The sequence below is a fragment of the Pseudoxanthomonas sp. X-1 genome, assembly GCF_020042665.1.
GTDB lineage: Bacteria > Pseudomonadota > Gammaproteobacteria > Xanthomonadales > Xanthomonadaceae > Pseudoxanthomonas_A > Pseudoxanthomonas_A spadix_A.
This window is the reverse complement of record NZ_CP083376.1, coordinates 1,830,168-1,852,456: the sequence shown is the minus strand read 5'-3', so window position 1 is coordinate 1,852,456 and position 22,289 is coordinate 1,830,168. Positions and strand designations below refer to the sequence as shown.

At 71.4% G+C, this 22,289-nt stretch carries 18 protein-coding genes; 5 read left to right on the top strand and 13 right to left on the bottom strand.

Annotation, left to right across the window (positions count from 1 at the left end):
* Positions 1 to 15: 15 nt before the first annotated feature.
* Positions 16 to 1,410: a DNA repair protein RadA gene (gene radA, locus LAJ50_RS08260; RefSeq protein ID WP_138651232.1), complete on the bottom strand. Its 1,395-nt coding sequence runs from the start codon at positions 1,408 to 1,410 to the stop codon at positions 16 to 18.
* A gap of 336 nt (positions 1,411 to 1,746) precedes the next feature.
* Between radA and tilS the strand changes: the two genes are divergently transcribed.
* The 3 genes from tilS to LAJ50_RS08245 are packed head-to-tail and all read left to right on the top strand — an operon-like array spanning position 1,747 to position 4,206.
* Positions 1,747 to 3,042: a tRNA lysidine(34) synthetase TilS gene (tilS, locus tag LAJ50_RS08255; protein ID WP_224096521.1), complete on the top strand. Its 1,296-nt coding sequence runs from the start codon at positions 1,747 to 1,749 to the stop codon at positions 3,040 to 3,042.
* A gap of 35 nt (positions 3,043 to 3,077) precedes the next feature.
* Positions 3,078 to 3,338, top strand: a complete 261-nt coding sequence (locus tag LAJ50_RS08250; RefSeq protein WP_130552688.1) for an exodeoxyribonuclease VII small subunit — start codon at positions 3,078 to 3,080, stop codon at positions 3,336 to 3,338.
* Positions 3,328 to 4,206 carry a polyprenyl synthetase family protein gene (locus tag LAJ50_RS08245; protein ID WP_138655302.1) on the top strand — a complete coding sequence of 293 codons (879 nt, stop codon included), beginning with the start codon at positions 3,328 to 3,330 and terminating at the stop codon, positions 4,204 to 4,206. Before LAJ50_RS08250 ends, LAJ50_RS08245 begins: the two co-directional genes overlap by 11 nt.
* A gap of 65 nt (positions 4,207 to 4,271) precedes the next feature.
* Here LAJ50_RS08245 and LAJ50_RS08240 read toward each other — a convergent pair whose 3' ends face one another.
* The 8 genes from LAJ50_RS08240 to pmbA all read right to left on the bottom strand — a co-directional run bounded on the left by LAJ50_RS08240 (position 4,272) and on the right by pmbA (position 12,755).
* Positions 4,272 to 5,429 carry a DUF1501 domain-containing protein gene (locus LAJ50_RS08240; protein WP_138655300.1) on the bottom strand — a complete coding sequence of 386 codons (1,158 nt, stop codon included), beginning with the start codon at positions 5,427 to 5,429 and terminating at the stop codon, positions 4,272 to 4,274.
* 145 nt (positions 5,430 to 5,574) lie between these two features.
* Positions 5,575 to 6,960, bottom strand: coding sequence for a DUF1800 domain-containing protein (locus tag LAJ50_RS08235; protein WP_138655298.1), 1,386 nt, complete (start codon positions 6,958 to 6,960; stop codon positions 5,575 to 5,577).
* A gap of 180 nt (positions 6,961 to 7,140) precedes the next feature.
* Positions 7,141 to 7,542, bottom strand: a complete 402-nt coding sequence (locus tag LAJ50_RS08230) for a DUF4870 domain-containing protein (protein WP_138655296.1) — start codon at positions 7,540 to 7,542, stop codon at positions 7,141 to 7,143.
* An 83-nt stretch (positions 7,543 to 7,625) separates the two neighbouring features.
* The gene (locus LAJ50_RS08225; RefSeq protein WP_138655294.1) at positions 7,626 to 8,051 is read right to left on the bottom strand and encodes a DUF4870 domain-containing protein; all 426 of its coding nucleotides are present in this window, start codon (positions 8,049 to 8,051) and stop codon (positions 7,626 to 7,628) included.
* A 65-nt stretch (positions 8,052 to 8,116) separates the two neighbouring features.
* Positions 8,117 to 10,168, bottom strand: coding sequence for a CHASE2 domain-containing protein (locus LAJ50_RS08220; protein WP_138655292.1), 2,052 nt, complete (start codon positions 10,166 to 10,168; stop codon positions 8,117 to 8,119).
* Between the two features lie 14 nt (positions 10,169 to 10,182).
* A complete protein-coding gene (locus LAJ50_RS08215; protein ID WP_130552696.1) occupies positions 10,183 to 10,797 on the bottom strand; it encodes an OmpA family protein in 615 nt (204 codons plus the stop codon).
* Between the two features lie 5 nt (positions 10,798 to 10,802).
* Positions 10,803 to 11,246 carry a FecR family protein gene (locus LAJ50_RS08210; RefSeq protein ID WP_138655290.1) on the bottom strand — a complete coding sequence of 148 codons (444 nt, stop codon included), beginning with the start codon at positions 11,244 to 11,246 and terminating at the stop codon, positions 10,803 to 10,805.
* A 147-nt stretch (positions 11,247 to 11,393) separates the two neighbouring features.
* A complete protein-coding gene (gene pmbA / locus LAJ50_RS08205) occupies positions 11,394 to 12,755 on the bottom strand; it encodes a metalloprotease PmbA (RefSeq protein WP_138655288.1) in 1,362 nt (453 codons plus the stop codon).
* A gap of 71 nt (positions 12,756 to 12,826) precedes the next feature.
* On the opposite strand from pmbA, the gene yjgA reads away from it, so the two are divergent.
* A complete protein-coding gene (gene yjgA, locus LAJ50_RS08200; protein ID WP_130552699.1) occupies positions 12,827 to 13,375 on the top strand; it encodes a ribosome biogenesis factor YjgA in 549 nt (182 codons plus the stop codon).
* Positions 13,376 to 13,523: 148 nt separating this feature from the next.
* On the opposite strand, the gene tldD is transcribed toward yjgA, so the two are convergent.
* From tldD to LAJ50_RS08180, 4 genes are all read right to left on the bottom strand, one after another.
* Positions 13,524 to 14,969: a metalloprotease TldD gene (gene tldD / locus LAJ50_RS08195; RefSeq protein WP_138655286.1), complete on the bottom strand. Its 1,446-nt coding sequence runs from the start codon at positions 14,967 to 14,969 to the stop codon at positions 13,524 to 13,526.
* A 44-nt stretch (positions 14,970 to 15,013) separates the two neighbouring features.
* Positions 15,014 to 18,952 carry a YhdP family protein gene (locus LAJ50_RS08190; RefSeq protein WP_224096520.1) on the bottom strand — a complete coding sequence of 1,313 codons (3,939 nt, stop codon included), beginning with the start codon at positions 18,950 to 18,952 and terminating at the stop codon, positions 15,014 to 15,016.
* A gap of 192 nt (positions 18,953 to 19,144) precedes the next feature.
* Positions 19,145 to 20,635, bottom strand: a complete 1,491-nt coding sequence (rng, locus tag LAJ50_RS08185; RefSeq protein ID WP_138654762.1) for a ribonuclease G — start codon at positions 20,633 to 20,635, stop codon at positions 19,145 to 19,147.
* Positions 20,635 to 21,201, bottom strand: a complete 567-nt coding sequence (locus LAJ50_RS08180) for a Maf family nucleotide pyrophosphatase (RefSeq protein WP_130552703.1) — start codon at positions 21,199 to 21,201, stop codon at positions 20,635 to 20,637. The genes rng and LAJ50_RS08180 overlap by 1 nt, the downstream gene beginning before the upstream one ends.
* A gap of 135 nt (positions 21,202 to 21,336) precedes the next feature.
* Between LAJ50_RS08180 and LAJ50_RS08175 the strand changes: the two genes are divergently transcribed.
* Positions 21,337 to 22,071, top strand: coding sequence for an SIMPL domain-containing protein (locus LAJ50_RS08175; RefSeq protein ID WP_138654764.1), 735 nt, complete (start codon positions 21,337 to 21,339; stop codon positions 22,069 to 22,071).
* Positions 22,072 to 22,289: the final 218 nt, after the last annotated feature.

Here is a 22,289-nt window from a genome sequence, read left to right as displayed (position 1 = left end):
GGCCGAGGCGAAGACTCAGCCGAATGCCGCTTCCAGGGCGTCGGCGAGGCGTTCGACGGCGACGACTTCCATGCCCTTGATCGCCGTGGCCTTGGGGGCGTTGCCCTTGGGCACGATGGCGCGCCTGAAGCCGTGGGTGGCGGCCTCGCGCAGGCGGTCCTCGCCGTTGGGCACCGGGCGGATCTCGCCGGACAGGCCGACCTCGCCGAAGGCGATGGTCTTCTCGGCCAGCGGCGTGTCGCGCAGGGACGACAGCACCGCCAGCAGCGCCGGCAGGTCGGCCGCGGTCTCCTGCACGCGGATGCCGCCGACCACGTTGATGAAGACGTCCTGGTCGCCGACCACCACTCCGCCATGGCGATGCAGTACCGCCAGCAGCATCGCCAGGCGGTTGCCTTCCAGGCCCACGGCGACGCGGCGCGGATTGGACAGCGGCGAGGCATCGACCAGAGCCTGCACTTCCACCAGCAGCGGACGCGTGCCCTCGCGGGTGACCATCACGCAGCTGCCGGGCTGCCGGGTACTGCCGCCGGACAGGAAGATCGCGGACGGATTGGGCACTTCCTTCAGGCCCTTGTCGCCCATGGCGAACACGCCCAGCTCGTTGACCGCGCCGAAGCGGTTCTTGAACGCGCGCAGCACGCGGAAGCGGCTGCCCGACTCGCCCTCGAAGTACAGCACCGCATCGACCATGTGCTCGAGCACGCGCGGGCCGGCGATGCCGCCTTCCTTGGTGACGTGGCCCACCAGGAACACCGCCGTGCCGGTCTCCTTGGCGTAGCGGACCAGGCGCGCGGCGCTCTCGCGCACCTGGCTGACCGAACCGGGCGCGGCGGTCAGCGACTCGGTCCACAGCGTCTGCACCGAGTCGGCCACGATCAGCTTCGGGCGCGCGGTGGAGGCGTGCTGGAGGATGGATTCGATCCCGGTTTCGGCCAGCGCGTGCAGACCGTCCAGCGGCAGGTCCAGGCGCAGGGCGCGGCCGGCGACCTGGGCCAGCGATTCCTCGCCGGTGACATACAGCACCGGCAGGGTGGCGGCCATGCGCGCCAGGGCCTGCAGCAGCAGCGTCGACTTGCCGATGCCCGGATCGCCGCCGACCAGCACCACCGCGCCTTCGACCAGGCCGCCGCCCAGCACGCGGTCGAACTCGCCGATGCCGGTGGACACGCGCACCTCCTCGCTGCTGCGCACGTCCTTGAGCGCGGTGATCTTCGGCGCCTCGGTCTTGCCGGCCCAGCCGGTGCGGCGCGCGGCGGCCGGCGCGGCAGTGGCGGCCGGCTCCAGCACGATCTGGCTCAGGGTGTTCCAGGCATGGCATTCGGTGCACTGGCCTTGCCACTTGCTGTATTCGGCGCCGCATTCGCCGCAGACGTAGGCGGTGCGGGCCTTGGGGGCGGCCTTGGCCATGAAGCGTTCCTGGAGAAAACCGGGTGCCACTGTAGCGGGGCGGCGTCTCGCGCGGCGAGACCGACGCGGGCCGGATGGGGGAACTTCCATGTCGTCTGCCCCGTGCGCCGACGACCGGACCTGGATGCTGGATACGGGCATCGGTCATCCGCCGATGCCTCCCGGGATTGCTTGCGCCAAGGTGGCCCGCTGCCATCGAACACGGCACTCGACCGTCACGACGAACATGCGCGAACGGAAGATCGAGGCACGCTGCTTCATGTGTCCCTTCCGCTGCGTCCAGCAGGGCCGCTCAAGCGCGTCGCCGCGCCGTGGCCTGCGTGGCACCATCGTCCGATGGCCTCACCGACCGATCTGCTCGCCGCCCTGCCCGCCTCCGAGCCGGCGACGTCGCTGTGCGTGGCGCTGAGCGGCGGGCTGGATTCCACCGCCCTGCTGCACGCACTGGCCGCGGCCTGGCCCGGCCGCGTGCGCGCCGTGCACGTGCACCACGGCCTGCAGGCCGACGCCGACGCCTGGGAAGCGCACTGCGTGGCGCTGTGCGCGCGGCTGCGGCTGCCGCTGCAGGTCGAACGCGTCATCGTCGAGCGCGCCGGTGATGGACTGGAAGCCGCCGCGCGCCGCGCACGCCACGCCGCCTTCGCCCGCGTCCTGCGCCCGGGCGAGCTGCTCGTCGCCGCCCATCACCGCGACGACCAGGCCGAGACTTTCCTGCTGCGGGCCCTGCGCGCCTCGGGTCCCGAAGGCCTGGCGGCGATGCGGCCGCTGCGCCCGTTCGCGCAGGGGCAGCTGTGGCGGCCGTGGCTCGACCTGCCGCGCTGCGCGATCCTGGCCTACGCGCAGGCCCACGGCCTGCACTGGATCGAGGACCCCAGCAACGCCGACGCCGCGCTGGACCGCAACTTCCTGCGCCATCGCGTGCTGCCCCTGCTGCGCGAGCGCTGGCCGCACGCCGACGCCGCGCTGGCGCGCAGTGCCGCGCTGAGCGCGCAGGCCGACGCGCTGCTGCAGCAGCTGGACCAGGAGGCGCTGGACCGCGTGCGCACCGATGACACGCACCTGCTGTCGGTGCCCGCACTGCGCGCGCTGACGCCCGATGCGCGGGCGCGCGCCGTGCGTCGCTGGATCGCCTCGCTGGGCCTGCCGCCGCTGCCGGCGCAGGGCATCGCCCAGCTGGAGACCAGCCTGCTGGGCGCCGGGGGCGACGCGCAGGCGCGTTTCGACTGGGGCGATGCGCGCCTGCAGCGCTGGCGCGACCTGCTGCACGCCGGCCGCGTGCCGGTGCCGCTGCCACGCGGCTGGCGGGTGCTCTGGCGCGGCGATGCGCCGCTGGCGCTGCCCGGCGGCGGCGAGCTTGGGCTGCACGGCGCGGTGTTCGACGCCCCGGTGCAGGTCGGCGCGCGCCAGGGCGGCGAGCGCATCGAGCTGGCCGGGCGGACGCACTCGCATGCGCTCAAGCACGTGCTGCAGGAGGCAGGCATCCCGCCGTGGCAGCGTGCGCAGCTGCCGCTGCTGCGCGATGGCGAAGGCCGCGTGCTGGCGATGGGTGAGCGCATCCTCTCCGGCGCGTTCCAGGCCTGGCTGGACGCGCGCGATGCGCGGCTGCGCTGGACGCCGCCGGACGGCGTTTGATTGACCCTTCGCGACGCGGCCCGCACACTTTGCCCATGGCCAAGAAACCGACCGCCGACGCCTCGCCCGTGGCGCATTTCGAGCAATCGCTGGACGAGCTGGAACAGCTGGTCGCGCGCATGGAACAGGGCGACCTGAGCCTGGAAGAGTCGCTGGCCGCCTACGAGCGCGGCGTCGGCCTGTACCGCAGCTGCCGCACGGCGCTGGAGCAGGCCGAGCTGCGCGTGCGCCTGCTCACCGATCCGGACCGCCCCGAGACTGCCGAGCCCTTCGCGCCCCTGCCCGATGGGCAGTGAGCCCGCATTCGCGCGCTGGGCACGGCGCGTCGAACTGACGCTGGAAGCGGCGCTGCCCGCTCCTGACCTCGCGCCCCAGCGCCTGCATGCGGCGATGCGCCACGCCGTGCTCGGCGGCGGCAAGCGCATGCGCCCGCTGCTGGTCTACGCGGCCGGCACGCTGACCGGCGCCGATGAAGCCGCGCTCGATGCGCCGGCCGCGGCAGTGGAACTGATCCACGCCTATTCGCTTGTGCACGACGACCTGCCGGCGATGGACGACGACGCGATGCGCCGCGGCCGACCGACCGTGCACGTGGCCTTCGACGAAGCCACCGCGATCCTGGCCGGCGATGCGCTGCAGACGCGCGCCTTCGAAGTGCTCGCCGACAGCGACGCCGATCCGGCCTTGCGCGTGGCCTGGCTGCGCGCGCTGGCCACCGCCAGCGGCGCGGCCGGCATGTGCGGCGGCCAGGCGCTGGACATCGACGCCACCGGCCAGCAGCAGTCGCTGTCCGCGCTGCAGCACATGCACGCGCTCAAGACCGGCGCGCTGATCCGCGCCAGCGTGCGGCTGGGCGCGCTGGCCGGCGGCGCGGACGCGGACACGCTGCAGCGCCTGGACCGCTTCGCCGACGCGCTCGGCCTGGCCTTCCAGGTGCGCGACGACATCCTCGATGTCGAAGCCAGCTCCGAGACCCTCGGCAAGACCGCCGGCAAGGACGCCGCCCAAGACAAGTCCACCTACCCCGCCCTGCTCGGCATGGACGGCGCCAAGGCCCGGCTCGACGAACTGGCCGTGCAGATGCGCGACCTGCTTGCCCCCTTCGGCGAACGCGCCAACGCGCTGGCCGCGCTGGGCGAGCTGACCGTGCGGCGCGGGCATTGAGTCTTTAAGCCGGCCTCCTTGAGGACACGCCACCGTCCGTCCCCACGCGGGCCAGACGGGTGTCGTCAGGCCAGCAATCCCTCCATCCCCCGCACACTGCCACTGCCGGGGAACACCACGGTCTCCAGCTTGCCCTGGTCCACGCGCAGGTGACCGGCCAGCACGGCCTTGAACAGGGCGCGCATGTCGGTGGTGACGCGCAGGTCGCGGCCTTCGTTCAGAGCGCCTTGGGACAGGCCGGGCCAGTCGCCGGCAATGCGGCCGCCGCGCACGGCGCCGCCGGCCAGCAGGGCCAGGCCGCCGGTGCCATGATCGGTGCCGCCGGTGCCGTTGACCTTGGCGGTGCGGCCGAACTCGGTCACCACCACCACGACGGTCCTGGCCCAGATGTCCTGTGCGCCGTCGTGGAAGGCGCGCAATCCGTTGTCCAGTTCGGTCAGCTTGTTCTTCAGGATCGCCGCCTCGGCGGCGTGGGTGTCCCAGCCGGAATCCTCGACGAAGCCGATGCGCGGCCCGGTGGGCTGGGACATGAAGCGCGCCGCCGCGGCCGTGGCCGCCGCCATGCGCCCCTTGCCGCCGCCTTCGCCACCGCCTTCGCCACCGCCCTCGCCAGCGCCCTGCGTCGCCACAGCGCGCTGGAAGCTGCTTGCCAGCGCGGGATCGCGCGCGTACAGGTCCTGCAGCCGCTGCAGCAGGATGGGATTGACCTCCTCGGGCAGCGGCGGCGACCAGGTGGACGCATCGCCGGGGCCGCGCATGATCAGCGGCATCACACTGGTGATCGAAAGCGCCTCGGTGCCGGCCATCGCGCCGGCGCAGCGGTTGAGCCAGCCGGTGCTGGCGCCGCTGGGGCGGGCGCTGCCGTTCTCCAGGCAGTCCTGCGCCTCGAAGTGCGAGCGCTGCTGGTAAGGCGGTGCGATCGCCACCACCGGCAGCAGCTGCCGCTGCCCGTAGAGCTGGTACGCGAAGGCCAGCGAAGGATGCAGACCGAACTGGCCATCCAGCTTCAGCGTATCGCCCGGCGTCATGTCCCGGCGCAGGCTGCGGTAACTGGGGTCGTCGCTGGGCACCAGCGCATGCAGGCCGTCCAGCCCGCCGCGCAGCAGCACCACCAGCAGACGCGTGTCATCGACACGCTGCGCGGCCAGGCCCATGGACGGCCACAGCGTCAGCGTGGTCATCGCGCCAGCGGCGCCAAGGAAGGCGCGTCGGGTGAGTTTCATGCGTGGCCTCTCAGCAGGATCGTGGTGCTTGGGGTTGATGACATGTCCGACCTCGACGTCCATGGATTCCCGCCTGCGCGGGAATGACGATCGGACCTTTCGCGGAAGACAGTTCAGGCCTACACACCGAAGGGCGAGATCAGCCCTAGGCCCGCCACTGGAAAGCAGGGCTGGCGAACAGCAGCGCCAGACCGTCGCGCGGCGACTCGGCGCGCCGGAGCATGGTCGCGGTGTCGCCATCGAGCGTGTCGGCGAAGACGATCTGCGCGGTGCGCAGTGGATCGAGCCGTTCCTCGGGCACGGCCTCGGCCAGCGCCTGCGCACTCTGCACGCGCTTCCAAAGCGCGTCCGGGCCGCTCCACTGGGCCGCATCGTCCTCGAAGCCCGCCGGCGAGCGCGGCGTGAACGGCGGCTGCCCCATGCGCCCCAGCAGCGCGACCAGCGCCTGCGGCCGGCGATCGTCCAGCGCGCCGCCGGCGCGCAACGCGGAGACCACGTAGTCGTCGGGCGTCTTGAACTTGCGCGCCTGCGCGTCCCAGGCGGCGGGGTGGCGGATCAGCGCGGTGTAGACGGCCGCCAGGTCGCCATCGGTCCTGGCCCAAGCCTGGCACATCGCCTCGATCACCGCCGGCGGCGGCGTGTCGCGGATCAGGTGCCGCGCGATCTTGGTGGACACATGCCGCGCCGTGGCCGGATGCACCGCCAGATCGGCCAGGATGGCGCGCCCCTGGGCCATGCCCGACTGCGCATAGCGCCTGCCCATCACCGTGCGCGCGCCTTCCTCATGCGCGGCGGGGCGGAACACGAAAGCGCTTTCCACGCCGCCGCGGCGGAAGTCCTGCGGGCCCGGCACGCCCCAGCCGGTGATGGCCTTTGCGAACTCGGTCACATCGGCCTGCGTATAGCCGCCATTGGCACCGACGGTGTGCAGCTCGAGGATCTCGCGGGCCAGGTTCTCGTTGAGCCCGGGCGCCTTGTCCGGGTCGCGCCGGCGCACCCGTTGGGCCAGCATCGAATCCGCGCCGACCGACCGGGCATTGTCCAGGAAGCGCAGCATCGCCGGATGCGTCTCCACCGCCAGGAGCAGTTGCCCGAACTGGCCGGTGACGTGCGGGCGGATGGCCTCACGCTCCATGGGCGCGGCGTAGGGCGCGGCCACGCGCTTGTCCACCGACACGGCGAAGTGGTTGGACCAGAACCGCACCATCCGCTCGACGAAGCTGGCCTGGCTGTCCACGGCCACCCGGTAGCGCGCGGTGAGTTCGCCCAGCTGACCCTGGCGCAGCGTCCTGGCCAGCGACTTGGGCTGCTCGCGACCCTCGCGTTTGGCCTCGCGCCGGGCCTGCTGCAGGGCGATGTCTTGCTGGAGGTAATCCAGGCTGCCCGGCAGCGCGGCCAATGCGGCGGGCACGGGCGCCGGGCGTAGCTGGGCCAGCAGCCAGCTCTGGGGATCGTCCAGCCCGGACAGCTCGCCAGGGCGGGCACCCAGGCCGAAGCGATTGGCGGCACTGACGGCATGCTGGCGGGTCATGGGCGCAGGTCTCGGGCGGATTCAACCCAAGCAAACGGCTGCGGCCCACGCGCCGTTGACCGAGGGTGCGACGGATTCAGGTGCGGGCAGGCCCAAAGCGCGGCCTCCCTCCCGGTAACGGACATGAGAAGGCCTGGCCGGATCCGGGCTGCTGTCGTCCATCGCCTGCGAAAAGCGCGATTACCTGATCAGGCGCAGTGCGAACGGATAGCGGTATGCCAGCCCTAAACCCGCTTTCAACATGGCAAAGAATGTCAGTACAAGCCAGCCGAACACGACGATCAGGATCAGCGGCACAAACAGCAAGCCAGCGCCGAAGATCACCAGCGCCGGCACCGCGAGCACCGCACAGACCAGCAACACGGTGAGATTGAAGTTGAGCGCTTCCCGGGCATGGCCACCCACGAAAGGCATCACATCGCGATAGGCCGCCCATACCAGTAACGGCCCAAGCAGGCTGCCGACGCCCCACGTAAACAAACCAGAAAATGCGATGGCATGGCCCAATGCCGCCAGAACGCGCGCCTCCTTGCTTGGCGTGCCGGCTATCGGCGCGAGCCCGGAGTCATCAAAGTCCTGCATGCCGCAATCCATGGTTGGCGTTCAATGAAGCGGATGATGCAACGCGAAAGAGCCCCGCATTGGCGGGGCTCTTTCATCGCACCTTACTTGATCAGGCGCAGCGCGAACGGATAGCGGTAGGCCTCGCCGTTGTTGGACTTGATCGCGGCGATGATGATGAACACCAGCGCGGCGATGCCCACCAGCAGCATCAGCGGGCCGGTCACGATGAAACCGATGCCCAGCGTGACCAGGCCGATCAGGGTCAGCACCAGCATGATGATGGCCACGGTGATGTTGAAGTTCAGCGCCTCCTTGGCCTGGTCGGCGGCGAAGGGCAGCGTGTCCTTCTTGATCTGCCAGATGATCAGCGGGCCGATCACGCAGCCCAGGCTGGCCAGCCAGCCGGAGGTCAACAGCCCGCCGAGCAGCGCCGAGAGATGGGCGAACATGGCCCACTGCCGGTCCTCGGCCGATGGAGCGCCCGCCGGCGGTGGCGGCGGAGCGGTGACGTTCTCGAACTCGTTCATGGGCGTTTCTCGCAGGTGCAGGGTGGAAGGATCGGGCCGGCGGTTCCGGTCGGCTCCTGAACAGCTTACGTGGCCTGGGGCCGGCTGCGGTCATCCAGCCCGTCCAGCGTGTCGTCCCAGTCCGCGTCCGGCGCGTCGTCCTCGTCACGATAGCGCGCGGCGATCTGCAGCACCTCGGCCTCGATCTGGAAGAACGCGTCCAGCACCACCGGGTCGAACGTCGTGCCGCGCAGCTCCAGCATCATGGCCTTGGCCCGCGCGTGCGGGAACGGATCCTTGTAGCAGCGCCGGCTGATCAGCGCGTCGTAGATGTCGGCCACGGCCATGATGCGGCCGGCCAGCGGGATGTCCTGGCCCTTGAGGCCGGCGGGGTAGCCGCTGCCGTCCCACTTCTCGTGGTGCGTCGCGGCGATGTCGCCGGCGATCAGCAGGAAGTTGTCGCCCTCGATCCGCCCGGCCGTGCTGAGGATGATCTGGCGGCCGTACTCGGCATGGCGGCGCATGATCACCAGTTCCTCGGCGGTCAGGGCCCCAGGCTTGAGCAAGATGTGGTCCGGCACGCCGACCTTGCCGATGTCGTGCAGCGGCGCGGACAGGAACAGCAGGTCGATGTACTCGCGCGTGAGGATGTCGGTGTGGTGACCGCTGCGCTGGAGCTGCCGGGCCACGGCGCGCACATAGTGCTGGGTGCGCTTGATGTGCGCGCCGGTCTCCGGATCGCGCGTCTCGGCCACCGCGGCCATCGACTCGATGGTGACCTGGCGGGCGTTCTCCAGCTCCCGGCGCCAACGCTGGGCGCGGCGGTGCTGGGTCGCCATGCGCAGGATGAAGCACAGCGCCAGCAGCAGACCCAGGGTCAGCAGCGGCGCGCCGGTCGGCAGGAACATCCCGGTCCGCGCGAACACCGCCGCCGTCAGCGCCAGCAGGCCCGCGGCCATCAGCACGGCCAGCGCCGACAGCAGGCCCAGCCCGCGTCCGGCGGCAAACATCCAGGCCAGCAGCAGCGCACCCAGCACGCTGGTCAGCAGCGCCGCGCCCGGGCCCCAGGCCGGCAGACGCACCGCATTGCCGTCCATCAGGTTCTGCGCCAGCGCCGCCTGCAGCTTGACGCCGGAGAAGTCGCGGTCCAGCGCGGTGCGATGCAGGTCGTTGAGGCCCACGGCGGAGGAGCCGATGAACACGATCTTGCCGCGCAGGTCCTGCTCGCGCGCGCGCCCGGCCAGCACCTCCACCGCCGGCAGGCTGGCGTACTGCGCCGGCCCGCCGTTGAAGCGCAGCCTGGCGTTGCCCGAGGCATCGATCGGCACGCGGTGGCTGCCGATGCGCAGCGACAGGCCGTCGCGGTCGCGTTCGACATGGCCGCCGCGCACGCCCAGCGCCTGCATGGTCGCGGCCAGCGCCAGGCTGGCGTGCAGCACCCCGCGGTGGGCGATCAGCAGCGGCGCGCGGCGCAGCTGGCCATCGTCGTCGACGCGGATGTTGACGAAGCCGGCGGTGCGCGTGCGCGCGGCGATCGGCGCCACGTTGTCCAGCACCCCGGGCGCCTGCGCCAGATGCAGCAGGTCCAGGCGCCCGTCGAAGCCCACGCCCGGGCGCGCCGGCGCGGCGGCGTCGGTGGCGTGGTCGAAGTAGAAGTAGCGCGCGCCGACCACCTCGTGCCGCGCCATCACCTGGGCCAGATAGCCGTCGTTGTCCAGCAGTCCGGCCGGCACGCCGGCGAAGCGCACGTCCAGGTCGAAATCGCGCTTGAAGGTCTGCTGGATGTCGGTCAGCGAGGTGCGGTCGGCTTCGGGCAGCAGCACGTCCAGCGCGATGGCCGCGGGGTGCTGCGCCGCGACGCGCTCGATCAGCGTGGCCAGGCGGTAACGCGGCCACGGCCACTGTCCGACCGCGGCCAGGCTGACCTCGTCGATGTCCACCACCACCGCGTCCGGCGCCTGCACGCCGGAGGCGGCGTGGACCAGCAACCGGTCCAGCAGCGCGCGATCCAGCCGCGCCGCCGGCGCGTCCTGCCACAGGCTGGTGGCGACCATGGCCGCCGCCAGCAGGACGGCCAGCAACAGGAACCCGACCCGTTGGCGCTGCGGGAAACCGGTCAGGGCGGGCGCGAGCTGCATCGTCGGGCGCCCGTCTAGAGAACGAAGATCTCGGCGCGCCGGTTGCGCTGTTCCGGCACGCCCGGCCGCGTCGGCACCAGCGGCACCTTGTCGCCGAACCAGCGCACCTCGACCGGCAGGTCCGGATCGATCTGCTTGAGCAGCCTGGCCACGGCGCGGGCGCGCTGCTCGGACAGGTCCATGTTGTATTTGGCGGTGCCGGACGAATCGGCGTAGCCGAACACCGTGACCTCGGTCGGCAGGCGTCCGCGCACGACCTCGAGCACGCCGGGCAGCTGCTTCTTCGACTCCGGCGTCAGCTCCATGCTGTCGAACCGGAAGTTCAGCACGAAGCTGCGTGGCGGCGTGGGCTGGGCATCCAGCAGCGCGCGATGGGCCTGCTCGAACGCCGCCTGGTCCTGCCCGCGCGGCGCGCCGGGCCGGGCCTTGGCGTCGCCGACGCTGACCGTGGCGTAGGCCTGGTCGATGCGCTGCTGGCCCTGCGGGGTGGACACCACCAGCGCGCCGACCTTGCCGTCGTGGTCCGGCAGCAGCGTCACCCGGGTCGGGGTGGACGCGCAGGCGCCCAGACCGAGGGCGGCACACAGCACGGCGACCCGCATCCAGGCGTTGCGCATCGAACACGTCATGGCGTTCAGTCCGCCTCGATCAGCAGGCGCGTGCCGCGCACGCCGACCGTGGCGGTCGGTGTATCGATCTTCACCGCCTCGGGCTTGAGCTTGCCGATCTTGCCGGACTCGTAGATCGCCGCGCCCTTGTTCAGATACAGCGAGAAGGAGAACGCGTCGTCCTTGGGCTCGAACAGATAGTCGCGCAGCAGCACGTCGGCGCCGGCGCCGAGCGTGAGCAGGGTGCCATCGCGGAACACGATCGAGGCCGATGCGCCGGGCCCGGCGACGAGCCGGTCGGACACCAGCAGCTGGGTACCCCCGCTGGCACCGAGGCTGCCCGAGGCGCGGATCACGCGGACGCTGCCGTCCACGTGTTTGACCAGCGCGACGTGGCCATCGGCCGCCAAGGCGGTCGTCGAAAGGCAGAGCAGCCAGCCCAAGGCCAGCAGGCAGAGAAGTCGCTTCATGATGTCCCCTGTCCGGGCCGACCCGGTGTGGTCGGAGCCTCAGTCACGCCGTTGCGGCGCTGGCGACATTGCACGTCAGTGATGTGATGGGCAAGTGATTTGTGGTCACTCGGCTCCAGGCGCCCTGTTCACGTACCGGCTTGCGGCTTACTGGCTCCCGGCCACGGTCATTTTGCCCACCAGGACCGAACCCATGGCGATGTGCGAGCGCGGGTCGATATCGCTGCCGACCGCCTCGATCGCGGCGAAGATGTCCTTGAGGTTGCCGGCTACGGTGACGTTGTCCACCGGATAGGCGATCTCGCCGTTCTCGATCCAGAACCCGCCCGCGCCGCGCGAGTAGTCGCCGGTGACGCCGTTGACGCCCTGCCCCATCAGTTCGGTGACCAGCAGGCCGGTGCCCATGTCGCGCAGCATCGCGGGCAGGTCGCCGGCATTGCTGGACACGATGAGGTTGTGCACGCCGCCGGCGTTGCCGGTGCTGCTCAGGCCGAGCTTGCGCGCCGAATAGCTGCCCAGCACGTAACGCTGCAGCACCCCGTTGGCGACCAGCGCCGAATCGACCGTGGCCACGCCTTCGGCATCGAAGCTGCCCGAGCGCAGTCCGCCGCGCAGCAGCGGGCGCTCCTCGATCGAGAACCAGTCCGGGAACACCTGCGTGCCGGCGCGATCGAGCAGGAAGCTGGCCCTGCGGTACAGCGCCCCGCCGCTGACCGCGCCGAGCAGGTGGCCGATCAGCGAGCGCGCGACCTCGGCGCTGTACAGCACCGGATACTGGCCGGTGGCCAGGTCGCGCGGCGCCAGGCGCGCCACGGTGCGCTGCGCGGCGCGCAGGCCGACGGCCTGCGGCGCCTGCAGCCGATCGCGCGCCAGCGCGGTGGTGTACCAGCCGTCGCGCTGCATGCCTTCGCCGGTGCCGGCGATCAGGGCGCAGCTGATCGAATGATGCGTGCCGCGCTCGCGCCCGATGAAGCCGTGCGAATTGGCGTACACCGACAGCCCGTAGCCGCTGCCGACCGAGGCGCCGTCGGAGTTGCTGATGCGTGGATCGGCTTCGCGTCCGGCCGCCTCGCAGGCCAGCGCCAGGTCGATGGCGGTGTCGGCGTCAAGTTCCCACGGATGCCAGGTGTCCAGGTCCGGGAAGGCGGTGGCCATGCGCGCGGCGTCGGCCAGGCCGGCGGCCGCATCGTCCTCGGTGTAGCGCGCGATGGCGCAGGCCTGTTCGACCGTGGCGGCCAGGCTGTCCTCGCGCAGGTCGGCGGTGCTGGCGCTGCCCTTGCGCTGGCCGAAGTAGACCGTCACCCCGATGGCGCGGTCCTGGGTGGATTCGACCGTCTCCACCTCGCCCAGGCGCACGTTGACGTTGAGGCCGCGATCCTCGCTGCAGCTGACCTCGGCCTGGCTGGCGCCGCGCGCGCGGGCCATGTCCAGCAGGCGCTCGGACAGGCGCGTCAGATGGTCCAGGCGCGCGTTGCTGTCGTCATGCACGGGGGAAGCGATGGCGTTCAATGGCTTATCCTATTGATTCGATTTCGATTGATCCGGCGCGCTGCGCGCGCCGACTCGTGGAGAAGTGTGAGATGCGCGGACGCGATCCGGAAACCGGCGAGTTCTACGGCCCCAGCCGCACCCAACAGCGGCAGGACGCGCTGGAGGTTCGCGCCCTGGCCGAACAGCTGGTGGCGCTGCCGCCCGCGCGCCTGGCCCAGCTGCCGATGAGCGAGGAACTGGCCGAGCACGTGCGCGACACGCAGAAGGTCACCTCGCACATCGCGCACAAGCGCCAGCTGCAGTACCTGGCCAAGCAGATGCGCAAGGAGGACGACGCGACGCTGGAGGCGATCCGCGACGCGCTGGACGCTGGCGGCGACGCCGCGCGCCGCGAGACCGGCCTGATGCACCAGGCCGAAAGCTGGCGCGAGCGCCTGCTGGACGACCCCGAGGCGCTGACCCAGCTGGTCGACGCCTTCCCGGACGCGGACCGCCAGCGCCTGCGCCAGCTGGTGCGCAACGTCGCCGAGGAGCGCAGGAAGAACAAGCCGCCGGCGTCCTACCGCGAGCTGTATCGCGAGATCCGCGGCCTGATCGACGCAGCCGACGCGAACGGCGACGACGCGCTCGACGACTAGCCCCGCTCCCCCAGGGAGAGGGGTCGGGGTGAGGGCACGGCACGCGCACAGTGACTGAAGCACGTCCCGCGCCCTCATCCGCGCTGCGGACACCTGTTCCCCAGACGGCACACCGTCGCGGTGAGAGAAGGGAAGCAAGCCGCTCCCCTCACGCCTGCGTGCCGCCCACGGTCAGCCCGTCGATCAGCAGGGATGGCTGGCCCACGCCCACCGGCACGCTCTGGCCGTCCTTGCCGCACACGCCCACGCCGGCGTCCAGCGCCAGGTCGTTGCCGACCATGCGCACCTTCTGCATGGTCTCCGGGCCGTTGCCGATCAGCGTGGCGCCCTTGACCGGCGCGGTGACCTTGCCGTCCTCGATCAGGTAGGCCTCGGTCGCCGAGAACACGTACTTGCCGCTGGTGATGTCGACCTGGCCGCCGCCGAAGTTGACCGCATACAAGCCCTTCTTGACCGAGCGGATCATCTCCTCCGGCTCGTGCTGGCCGGCGAGCATGTAGGTGTTGGTCATGCGCGGCATCGGCAGGTGGGCGAAGGATTCGCGGCGACCGTTGCCGGTCGGCGCCATGCCCATCAGGCGCGCGTTGAGGCTGTCCTGCATGTAGCCGACCAGCACGCCGTCCTCGATCAGCGTGGTGCACTGGGTCGGCTGGCCCTCGTCGTCGATGTTGAGCGAGCCGCGCCGGCCTTCCAGCGTGCCGTCGTCGACGATGGTCACGCCACGCGCGGCGACCTGCTGGCCGATGCGGCCGGCGTAGACGCTGGTGCCCTTGCGGTTGAAGTCGCCTTCAAGACCGTGGCCGACGGCCTCGTGCAGCAGCACGCCCGGCCAGCCCGAGGCCAGCACCACCGGCATCACCCCGGCCGGGGCGTCGACCGCCTCCAGGTTGACCAGCGCCTGGCGCAGCGCCTCGCGCGCGAACTCCTCCGGCTTGCCGTCGGCCAGCAGCTGCGCATAGGAATAGCGCCCGCCGTAGCCGGCATAGCCCGACTCGCGGCGGCCGTTCTGCTCGACGATCACCTGGATGTTCAGCCGCACCAGCGGGCGCACGTCCGAGGCCAGCACGCCGTCGCTGCGCGCGACCAGCACGGTGTCCACGCCGCCTGACAGGCTCACACTGACCTGCTGCACGCGCGGATCGGCCGCGCGCAGCAGCCGGTCGACCGCACGCAGCGCGGCGACCTTGGCGTCGTTGTCCATCGCATCGACCGGATCCTCCGGCGCGTACAGCGCCCGGCCGGTGCCGCGCACCAGGGCGCGCGGAGCATGGCTGGCGCCGTCGCGCGCGATCGCCCGCGCCGAGCCGGCGGCGGTCAGCAGCGCGGCCGCGTTGATGTCGTCCGAGTAGGCGAAGCCGGTCTTCTCGCCGGAGATCGCGCGCACGCCGACGCCCTGCTCGATCGAATGCGCACCGTCCTTGACGATGCCGTCCTCCACCGTCCAGCTCTCGCGCCGGGTGTGCTGGAAGTACAGGTCGCCGAAATCGATGCCCGGTCCGAGCAGCGTGCCGAAGGCACGGTCCAGTCCGGTCTGGTCCAGGCCTGCGGGCAGCAGCAGGCGCGATTCGGCGAGGGCGGTGGCAGATGAGGTCATGGCAGCAATGATCGGGGTGTGGGGGACGATTGCAAGCCGCGCGCTTACGGCGTGGGCGTTGGCGTGGGTGCCGGTGGCGTGGCCGCGGGCGCCGACGCGGGTGCGGCTTCGTTGTGTTCGGTGACCTGCACGTCCGGGTCCTTCCAGGGGCCGGTGACGTGGTAGGTCTTGGCGCCCACCTCGCTCAGCGGCTTGCGCAGGACGGCGTTGGCCGCCGCGCCCACCGCCGCGCCGACCGGGCCACCGGCGACGGCGCCGACGACGGTGAGCAGGTTGCCCGAGCGCGGCAGCACGTGGATGGTCTGGTCGAAGGTCTGCGCCTTCAGGTCGGTGCTGCCGGTGATGCGGATCTCGGCCGCCGAGCCGTTGATGACCGTGTCGTCGGTCCTGGCCTGGCCGCCGCCCAGGTCCACTTCGCCCTTGACCTGGTTGAAGGCCAGGCCCTTGGAGAAGAAATCGCGGAAATCCAGCATCAGCCGCTTGGGGAGCTGGGTCAGGCTGAACAAGGACAGGACGCGGCCGGCGCCGGGTTCGACTTCCAGCAGCGCGCCGTCGTGGATATCGAAGCGTGCGCTGCCATCCAGCCCGGCCAGGGTGAAGCCGGCCGGGCTCGACGGCCAGGCCAGGTCCAGGCCGACCTTGCCGTGGCCGCCGCGCACCCGGCCGGTGAATCCCAGCCCGTCCATCAGCGTGCCGACATCGCCGCTGTCCACCTGCACCTGCAGATGCGTGCGCGCGCCGCGCCCGCGCCCGGTCCAGTCGCCGGTGACGTCGATCTTCTGCTGCGGCGCGCGCATCTGCAGGGTGTCGATATGCAGGCCGCCGGGCACCTTGCGGGTGCGCAGCGTGGTCTGGCCCAGCTTGGCATCGCCGAAGCGCAGATCGCCGACCTGCAGCGACAGCGGCGGCAGCGCGGTGGGGTCCAGGTCGTCCTCGATCGGGGTCGAGCCGTCGGGCGAGGTCGCCGGCCGGGTCGCGGCGTTGGTCGGATCCGCGGGCGTGGCCGAGGCCCAGTACAGCCGGTCGAGCTGGCCTTCGATGGTGGCGTTGGCATCGTCCGGCACGTGCACGTGGCCGGCCAGCGCATCGCCGGAGAGCCTGACGTCCAGCGCGGCGCGGGCCGGGCTGAGCTGCACGCGGGTGTTGGGGAAGGCCGCGCCGATCAGCAGCAGCCTCTGCGCGGTCAGGTCGATCCCGCGCAGCGCCAGCGGCTGGCTGTTGGGCGGCGGTGGCGGCGCGCCGGCCTGCGGGCTGGTCAGCGGCGCGGCGGCCGCGCCGGCCTTGACCAGCGGATCGTCGGCCGGCGCGCTGCCCGAGGCGCGCGCCACCGCGATCCAGCCGGCCGCATCCAGCACCGGCGCGGTGCCGCCCACGCTCAGGCCGCTGGCCGGGACCGGCTGCGAAATCGTCGCGCGGCCCAGGTCCACGCGCACGCCGGTGGCGCCCGCGCGCGGCTGCGCGCGCAGCGCCATCAGCCGGCCGAAGCTCACGTCCACCCGGCCCTGTTCCAGCGGCATCTGCATCGCCACAGTGGCCGGCAGCGCGCGCGCGGCCGGCTTGTCCAGCGGCGCCGGCAGCTTGAGCGTGGTGCCGGTCAGGTCGGACTGCGCGGTGACGGTGACGGGGGGATCGCCGCCGCCCTGCGGCACCGCGCCCACGCCGACATCGATGGTCCAGGGCGAGCGGCCCTGCAGATAGTTGTTCAACCAGCTCAGGTCGGGCACGCGGGCCAGCAGTTCGGCCGCGGTCAATGGCGCGGCCAGGCGCGCCTCGAACACGTGCGAGGCGTCCTGCACGGCGTCGCCCGCACGCAAGGCCAGCTGGGCCGGCGCTCCCGCACGCAGCACGTCCAGCTGCGGCGCGTCGAACCCGCCCTGCGAGAACGTCGCCGTGCCGCGCGCATCGGTGAAGGCCAGGTCGTAGGTGCTGTCCGCCAGCTGCGCGCGGTCCAGCAGCACCTCGCCGTTGACCTCCGGCTGCGCGCCGCCGCGCAGCGGCAGGGTCATGCCGAACCGCACCCTGGCCGGGCCGGACACGCTCAGCCCCTTCATCGCCGCGCCGTAGCGCTGCTGCAGCGGACTTTGGCGCAGCAGCGCCAGCAGGCGCGCGGCATCGTCGCCGCCTTCGGCATCGACCTTCAGGAGCGTCTCGTGCCAGTCGGCGATGCCGGCCTGCAGGCGCGACACCGGCACCTCGCCCAGCCGGCCCTTGCCTTCCAGCGAGAAGCCATTGCCGAGGAAGCGCACGTGCGCGTCCAGTTCGGTCATGTCCGGCCAGTCGGGCTGGAAGCGGATGCGCCCCTGCTCGATGTCGGCCTGCGCATCGAAGATCCCCTGCTGATGCACGAACGGCCAGTCGTCCAGATCGCCGCCGACCAGGCCGGTGCCGTTGCGCACCATGCCGCCCTGCATCGCCCGATCCAGCCACTCCAGCGCCGGCTTGGACATCAGGTGGCGCACCCAGAAGCCGCGCGCGGCCGGCACCGGCGTGTCGTGCACCTGGGCGGCGACGTTGAGCCACGGCCGGGTGCCGTCGTTCTGGAACCACATGTCGGCGCGCGCGGTCACGCCGAAGTCCGGCCCGTCCACCACCAGCGACGGCGTGCCGACCTTCCAGCCCTCGCCCTCGCGCCAGGCCGCCAGCGTGCCGTGCAACGTGGCCGGATGGACCACGCCGAAGCCGGCCGGCCAGTCGAACTTGAACGGCAGCGCCGGGTCCAGCGCCAGCGCCACGCCCTGCGCATCGCCGGTGAGCTCGCCGCCCAGGCCCGACAGCCCCGGCGCGTGTCCGACCGGCGCGAACGCCAGGCCATCGACCCGCGCCTGCAGGCGCAGCGGCCCTTGCAGGGTGCCGGCGGCGCTGACCCGCGACAGGCCGACCTGCGGGCGGGCCTGGCGCAGCCAGTCGCGCAGGCCGGGCGCGACGCGGTCGTGCAGCGCCAGCACCTGCAGCAACGGCTCGGCCTGCACCGTGTCGGCCAGCAGCGCCGAGCGCGCCCCCCCGGCCAGCGTCAGCCCGCGCACGCCCTGTCCGGTGCCGACCTTACCCAGCGTGAGCTGCGGCACGTCCAGCCGCCAGCCGTCGCGCTGCACCTCCACCCGGGCCAGGCCGCGCACCTGGTCGAAGGCCACCTCACCGCGCCCGTCATTCGCGCCCAGCCGGACTTGGCGCAGGTCCAGGTCGACCTGCGCCTGCTGCAGGCGCTTGGCCCTCAGGCGCGCCCATGCGCGCACGTCGCCCTGCCCACCCTGCAGGCGCAGGCCCGCCAGGCTGGACAGCGCCGGCCAGTCGGCCAGGCGCAACGCCCGGGCTTCCAGATAGGCGCGGCCGTCGCCGCGCTCGCGGTCGAACAGCAGTGCCAGGTCGATCGGGGTGCCGCCCACGCGCTCGCGCAGCCGGGCGCCGGCGTGCACGTCACGGCCCTGCACCCGCAGGCGCAGGTCCACATGCGGCAGCTGCAGGTCCAGGCCCAGCGACGGTGCGATCACCCGCAGGCGGCCATCGACCACCTGCAGCTCGCCCAGGCCGTTGAGCGCGTCGAACGGATCGCCGCGGGTCTTCTGCCCGGGGAAGCCACGGATCGACCAGCTGCCGTCGTCGGCGCGCTCGGCCTCCAGCGCCAGGTTGCGCAGGCGCAGCTCGGTGAAGGCGCGGCCCGGCAGCAGGCCGGCATAGAGCGAGACCAGCACCTCGGCCTGGCCGATATCCACGCCCTCGCCCGGCCCCTTGGGCCCCACATGCAGGCCGTCGAACTGCAGCAGCGGGCCGCGCCGCGTCCAGGCGGTGTGCAGGGCATCGAAACTGATCGGCCGACCCGCCTGCTGGCTCAGCCAGGCCGCCACCTTGTCGGGATGCCGCTGCGCCAGCGGCAGCAGCTGACTGAGCACGCCCAGCACCAGCGCGACCACCACCAGCCCACCGGCCAGTGCATACCACGCCAACCGACGCAGCACGCGCAGGCGATGGTGAAAGGCAAGCGGCATCAGGGGGAAGCCGGGATCAGGGAAGACGGGAGGCAACCACAAATGCGCCGGGACGCGGTACCCACGAACGGAAGGATGGAGCGCGCGCGCGCCCGAATCCGCGAGCCCATGCCGAAAGCCGGCCGAACCCGCAACACCCTCTGGCCCAACCTGCTCTGCCTGGTTCCGGCGACCCGATCCCGGGTCACGGCCTCAGAGCAGCACGACATCAAACTGTTCCTGCAGGTACTCGGCATCGGCCTGGAGGCGGATCGACTTGCCCAGGAATTCCTCCAGCTCGGCCACCGCCTGGGACTCCTCGTCGGTGATCCGCGCGACCACCTTGGGCGAGGCGATCACCAGCAGGCGCGCCGCCTCGAACTGGCGCGTGGCACGGGTGATCTCGCGGAAGATCTCGTAGGTCACCGTCTCGGCGGTCTTGACCATGCCGCGGCCGCCGCAGGCGCCGCAGGGCTCGGACAGCTGGCGCGCCAGGCTGTCGACGGTGCGCTTGCGCGTCATCTCCACCAGGCCCAGCGGCGAGAAGTCGTACACCGTGGTCTTGGCGTGGTCGCGCGCCAAGCCCTTCTCCAGCGTGCGCAGCACCTGGCGCTTGTGCTCGGCATCGGACATGTCGATGAAGTCGATGATGATGATGCCGCCAAGGTTGCGCAGCCGCAGCTGCCGGGCCACCGCCTGCGCCGCCTCCAGGTTGGTGCGGTAGACGGTCTCCTCCAGGTTGCGCTGGCCCAGGAACGAGCCGGTGTTGACGTCGATGGTGGTCATCGCCTCGGTCTGGTCGATGACCAGATAGCCGCCGGACTTCAGCGGTACCTGCTTGTCCAGGGCGCGGCCGATCTCGTCCTCGACCCCGTACAGGTCGAAGATCGGCCGGTCGCCCGAGTACAGCTCCAGCTTCTCGGCCAGCGGCGGCATGTACTTGGCCACGAACGCCTGCAGGCGCTCGTAGGTCTCGCGCGAATCCACCTTGACCCGCTCCACGTCCTTGCGGATCAGGTCGCGGACCGCACGCAGCGGCAGGCTGAGGTCTTCATAGAGCAGCGCGCGCGGCGCCATCTCGCCCACGCGGCGATTGATCACGTTCCACACGCGCGACAGATAGGCCACGTCCTCGGCCAGCGCCTCGGCCGGCTGGCCCTCGGCGTTGGTGCGCACGATGTAGCCCATGTGGCCGTGCTGGGCGGCCAGGTCGCTCACCAGGCCCTTGAGCCGGGCCCGCTCAGCCTCGTCCTCGATCCGCGCCGACACCCCGATCACCTTGGACTGCGGCATCAGCACCAGGTAGCGCGACGGGATGGAGATCTGCGTGGTCAGGCGCGCGCCCTTGGTGCCGATCGGGTCCTTGACCACCTGCACCACCACGTCCTGACCGTCGCGCACCAGCTCATGGATCGACGCCGGCGCGGACGGCGGCAGCGGCACCTCCTCGCCGGCCGCGACCGCGGCCGGGGGCGCGGCGCGGACGATGTCGCTGGCGTGCAGGAAGGCCGCGCGGTCGTGGCCGATCTCGACGAAGGCGGCCTGCATGCCCGGCATCACCCGCTGGATCTGGCCCTTGTAGATGTTGCCCACGATGCCGCGGCGCCAGCCACGCTCGATGTGCAGTTCCTGCAGCATCCCGTTTTCGATCACCGCCACCCGCGTTTCCCGCGGGGTGACGTTGACCAGGATCTCCTCCGACATCAAAGCACTCCGAATTGCGTGAGCAGGTTCGCCGTCGCATGCAGCGGCAATCCCATTACACCCGAATGACTGCCGGAAAGGTGGGCGATGAAGGCCTCCCCGCGCCCCTGGATCGCATAGGCCCCGGCCTTGCCCATCGGCTCGCCGCTGCGCACGTAGTCGGCGATGGCCTGCGCGCCCAGGGTGGCGAAGCGGACCTCCGACAGGTCCAGCACCTGCGCCTGACGCCGCGCCGTGACCACCGCGACCGCACTGGCCACCGTGTGGGTGCGCCCGGACAGCCGCGCCAGCATCGCCTCGGCATCCGCCGCATCGGCCGGCTTGCCGAACACCACGTCGTCCAGGATCACCTCGGTATCCGCCCCCAGGACCACCGCATCCTCGCGTTCACGCACCCGTTCCAGGCCGGCCCGGGCCTTTTCCAGGGCCACGCGACGCACGTAGTCCAGCGCGGCTTCGTCGGGCCGGCGCTGTTCGGGGATCTCCAGGGACAAGGGCTCGAACGCCAGGCCGAGGCGGGCCAGCAGCTCGGCGCGCCGCGGGGATTGGGAGGCAAGGAACAGCATCGCCCAAGGATAACCCGCGCCTCGAAACTGAACGGGAGGCCACACGACCAGGAGACGCGCAACCCCGCGGCGGCCGACGGCCCGTTCATCTTCCCGCGACGACACTCCACCCACTTCCATCGAGGAACCACAACGATGCGCACCCACCGCCTCCGCCCGCTGCTGATCGCACTGGCCTTCGCCCTTGGAGCCCCCGCCATGACCGCTTCCGCGCAGACCGCCGCCGCCGGCTATGCCCTGCCCGCCGACGGCACGCTGCTGTCGATCTCCTCCCAGGCCGAAGCCAGCCGCGCGCCCGACATCGCCACGATCTCGGCCGGCGTGGTGACCCAGGCCGCCGACGGCAACACCGCCATGCGCCAGAACGCCACCCAGATGACCCAGGTCATGGCCGCCATCCGCAAGGCCGGCATCGCCGAGCGCGACATCCAGACCAGCGGCGTGATGCTCAATCCGCAGTACGACTACCGCGACAACCAGGCACCCAAGATCACCGGCTACCAGGCCACCAACACGGTCAGCCTGAAGGTGCGCAAGATCGCCGACCTGGGCCAGGTGCTGGACGCGCTGGCCGCCCAGGGTGCCAACGAGATCAACGGCCCGACCTTCGAGATCGACCAGCCCGACCCGGTCTACGACCAGGCCCGCCTGGACGCGCTGAAGAAGGCCCAGGCCCGCGCCGAGACCTACGCCAAGGGCCTGGGCCTGAAGGTCCGCCGCATCGTCAGCATCTCCGAGTCCGGCAGCGGCGGCGCGCCCCGGCCGGTGATGATGATGGCTCGTGCCGCCAAGGCCGACGCCACGCCCGTCTCGCCCGGCGAAACCACGCTCAGCGTAAGCATCGAGGTGGTGTTCGAGCTGGGGCGCTAGCCTTCAGCGAACGCGTTTTCCCTGTTTGACCCGAAAGGCCGCGGCAACGCGGCCTTTTTTTATGTCACGCGTTTCATAGCGTGCCGGGCCCTCAGACAAACATGAACAGAAAACTGGAATTTGACGCACAGCGCAAAGAATTAATTTTTCGTGACTTTCACGGCACTGATCGCTAAATTCGAGTTAACCGTGTGTCTTTTAATGCCATGGATGACACA

Excerpts from the sequence above, each read along its gene's own strand:
- tilS (WP_224096521.1), top strand. The coding sequence starts at position 1,747 with ATGGCCTCACCGACCGATCTGCTCGCCGCCCTGCCCGCCTCCGAGCCG.
- LAJ50_RS08215 (WP_130552696.1), bottom strand. The coding sequence starts at position 10,797 with ATGACGTGTTCGATGCGCAACGCCTGGATGCGGGTCGCCGTGCTGTGT.
- LAJ50_RS08210 (WP_138655290.1), bottom strand. The coding sequence starts at position 11,246 with ATGAAGCGACTTCTCTGCCTGCTGGCCTTGGGCTGGCTGCTCTGCCTT.
- LAJ50_RS08235 (WP_138655298.1), bottom strand. The coding sequence starts at position 6,960 with ATGACCCGCCAGCATGCCGTCAGTGCCGCCAATCGCTTCGGCCTGGGT.
- radA (WP_138651232.1), bottom strand. The coding sequence starts at position 1,410 with ATGGCCAAGGCCGCCCCCAAGGCCCGCACCGCCTACGTCTGCGGCGAA.
- tldD (WP_138655286.1), bottom strand. The coding sequence starts at position 14,969 with ATGACCTCATCTGCCACCGCCCTCGCCGAATCGCGCCTGCTGCTGCCC.
- LAJ50_RS08225 (WP_138655294.1), bottom strand. The coding sequence starts at position 8,051 with ATGAACGAGTTCGAGAACGTCACCGCTCCGCCGCCACCGCCGGCGGGC.
- yjgA (WP_130552699.1), top strand. The coding sequence starts at position 12,827 with ATGCGCGGACGCGATCCGGAAACCGGCGAGTTCTACGGCCCCAGCCGC.
- LAJ50_RS08190 (WP_224096520.1), bottom strand. The coding sequence starts at position 18,952 with ATGCCGCTTGCCTTTCACCATCGCCTGCGCGTGCTGCGTCGGTTGGCG.
- LAJ50_RS08245 (WP_138655302.1), top strand. The coding sequence starts at position 3,328 with ATGGGCAGTGAGCCCGCATTCGCGCGCTGGGCACGGCGCGTCGAACTG.
- LAJ50_RS08175 (WP_138654764.1), top strand. The coding sequence starts at position 21,337 with ATGCGCACCCACCGCCTCCGCCCGCTGCTGATCGCACTGGCCTTCGCC.
- LAJ50_RS08250 (WP_130552688.1), top strand. The coding sequence starts at position 3,078 with ATGGCCAAGAAACCGACCGCCGACGCCTCGCCCGTGGCGCATTTCGAG.
- rng (WP_138654762.1), bottom strand. The coding sequence starts at position 20,635 with ATGTCGGAGGAGATCCTGGTCAACGTCACCCCGCGGGAAACGCGGGTG.
- LAJ50_RS08230 (WP_138655296.1), bottom strand. The coding sequence starts at position 7,542 with ATGCAGGACTTTGATGACTCCGGGCTCGCGCCGATAGCCGGCACGCCA.
- LAJ50_RS08240 (WP_138655300.1), bottom strand. The coding sequence starts at position 5,429 with ATGAAACTCACCCGACGCGCCTTCCTTGGCGCCGCTGGCGCGATGACC.
- LAJ50_RS08180 (WP_130552703.1), bottom strand. The coding sequence starts at position 21,201 with ATGCTGTTCCTTGCCTCCCAATCCCCGCGGCGCGCCGAGCTGCTGGCC.
- LAJ50_RS08220 (WP_138655292.1), bottom strand. The coding sequence starts at position 10,168 with ATGCAGCTCGCGCCCGCCCTGACCGGTTTCCCGCAGCGCCAACGGGTC.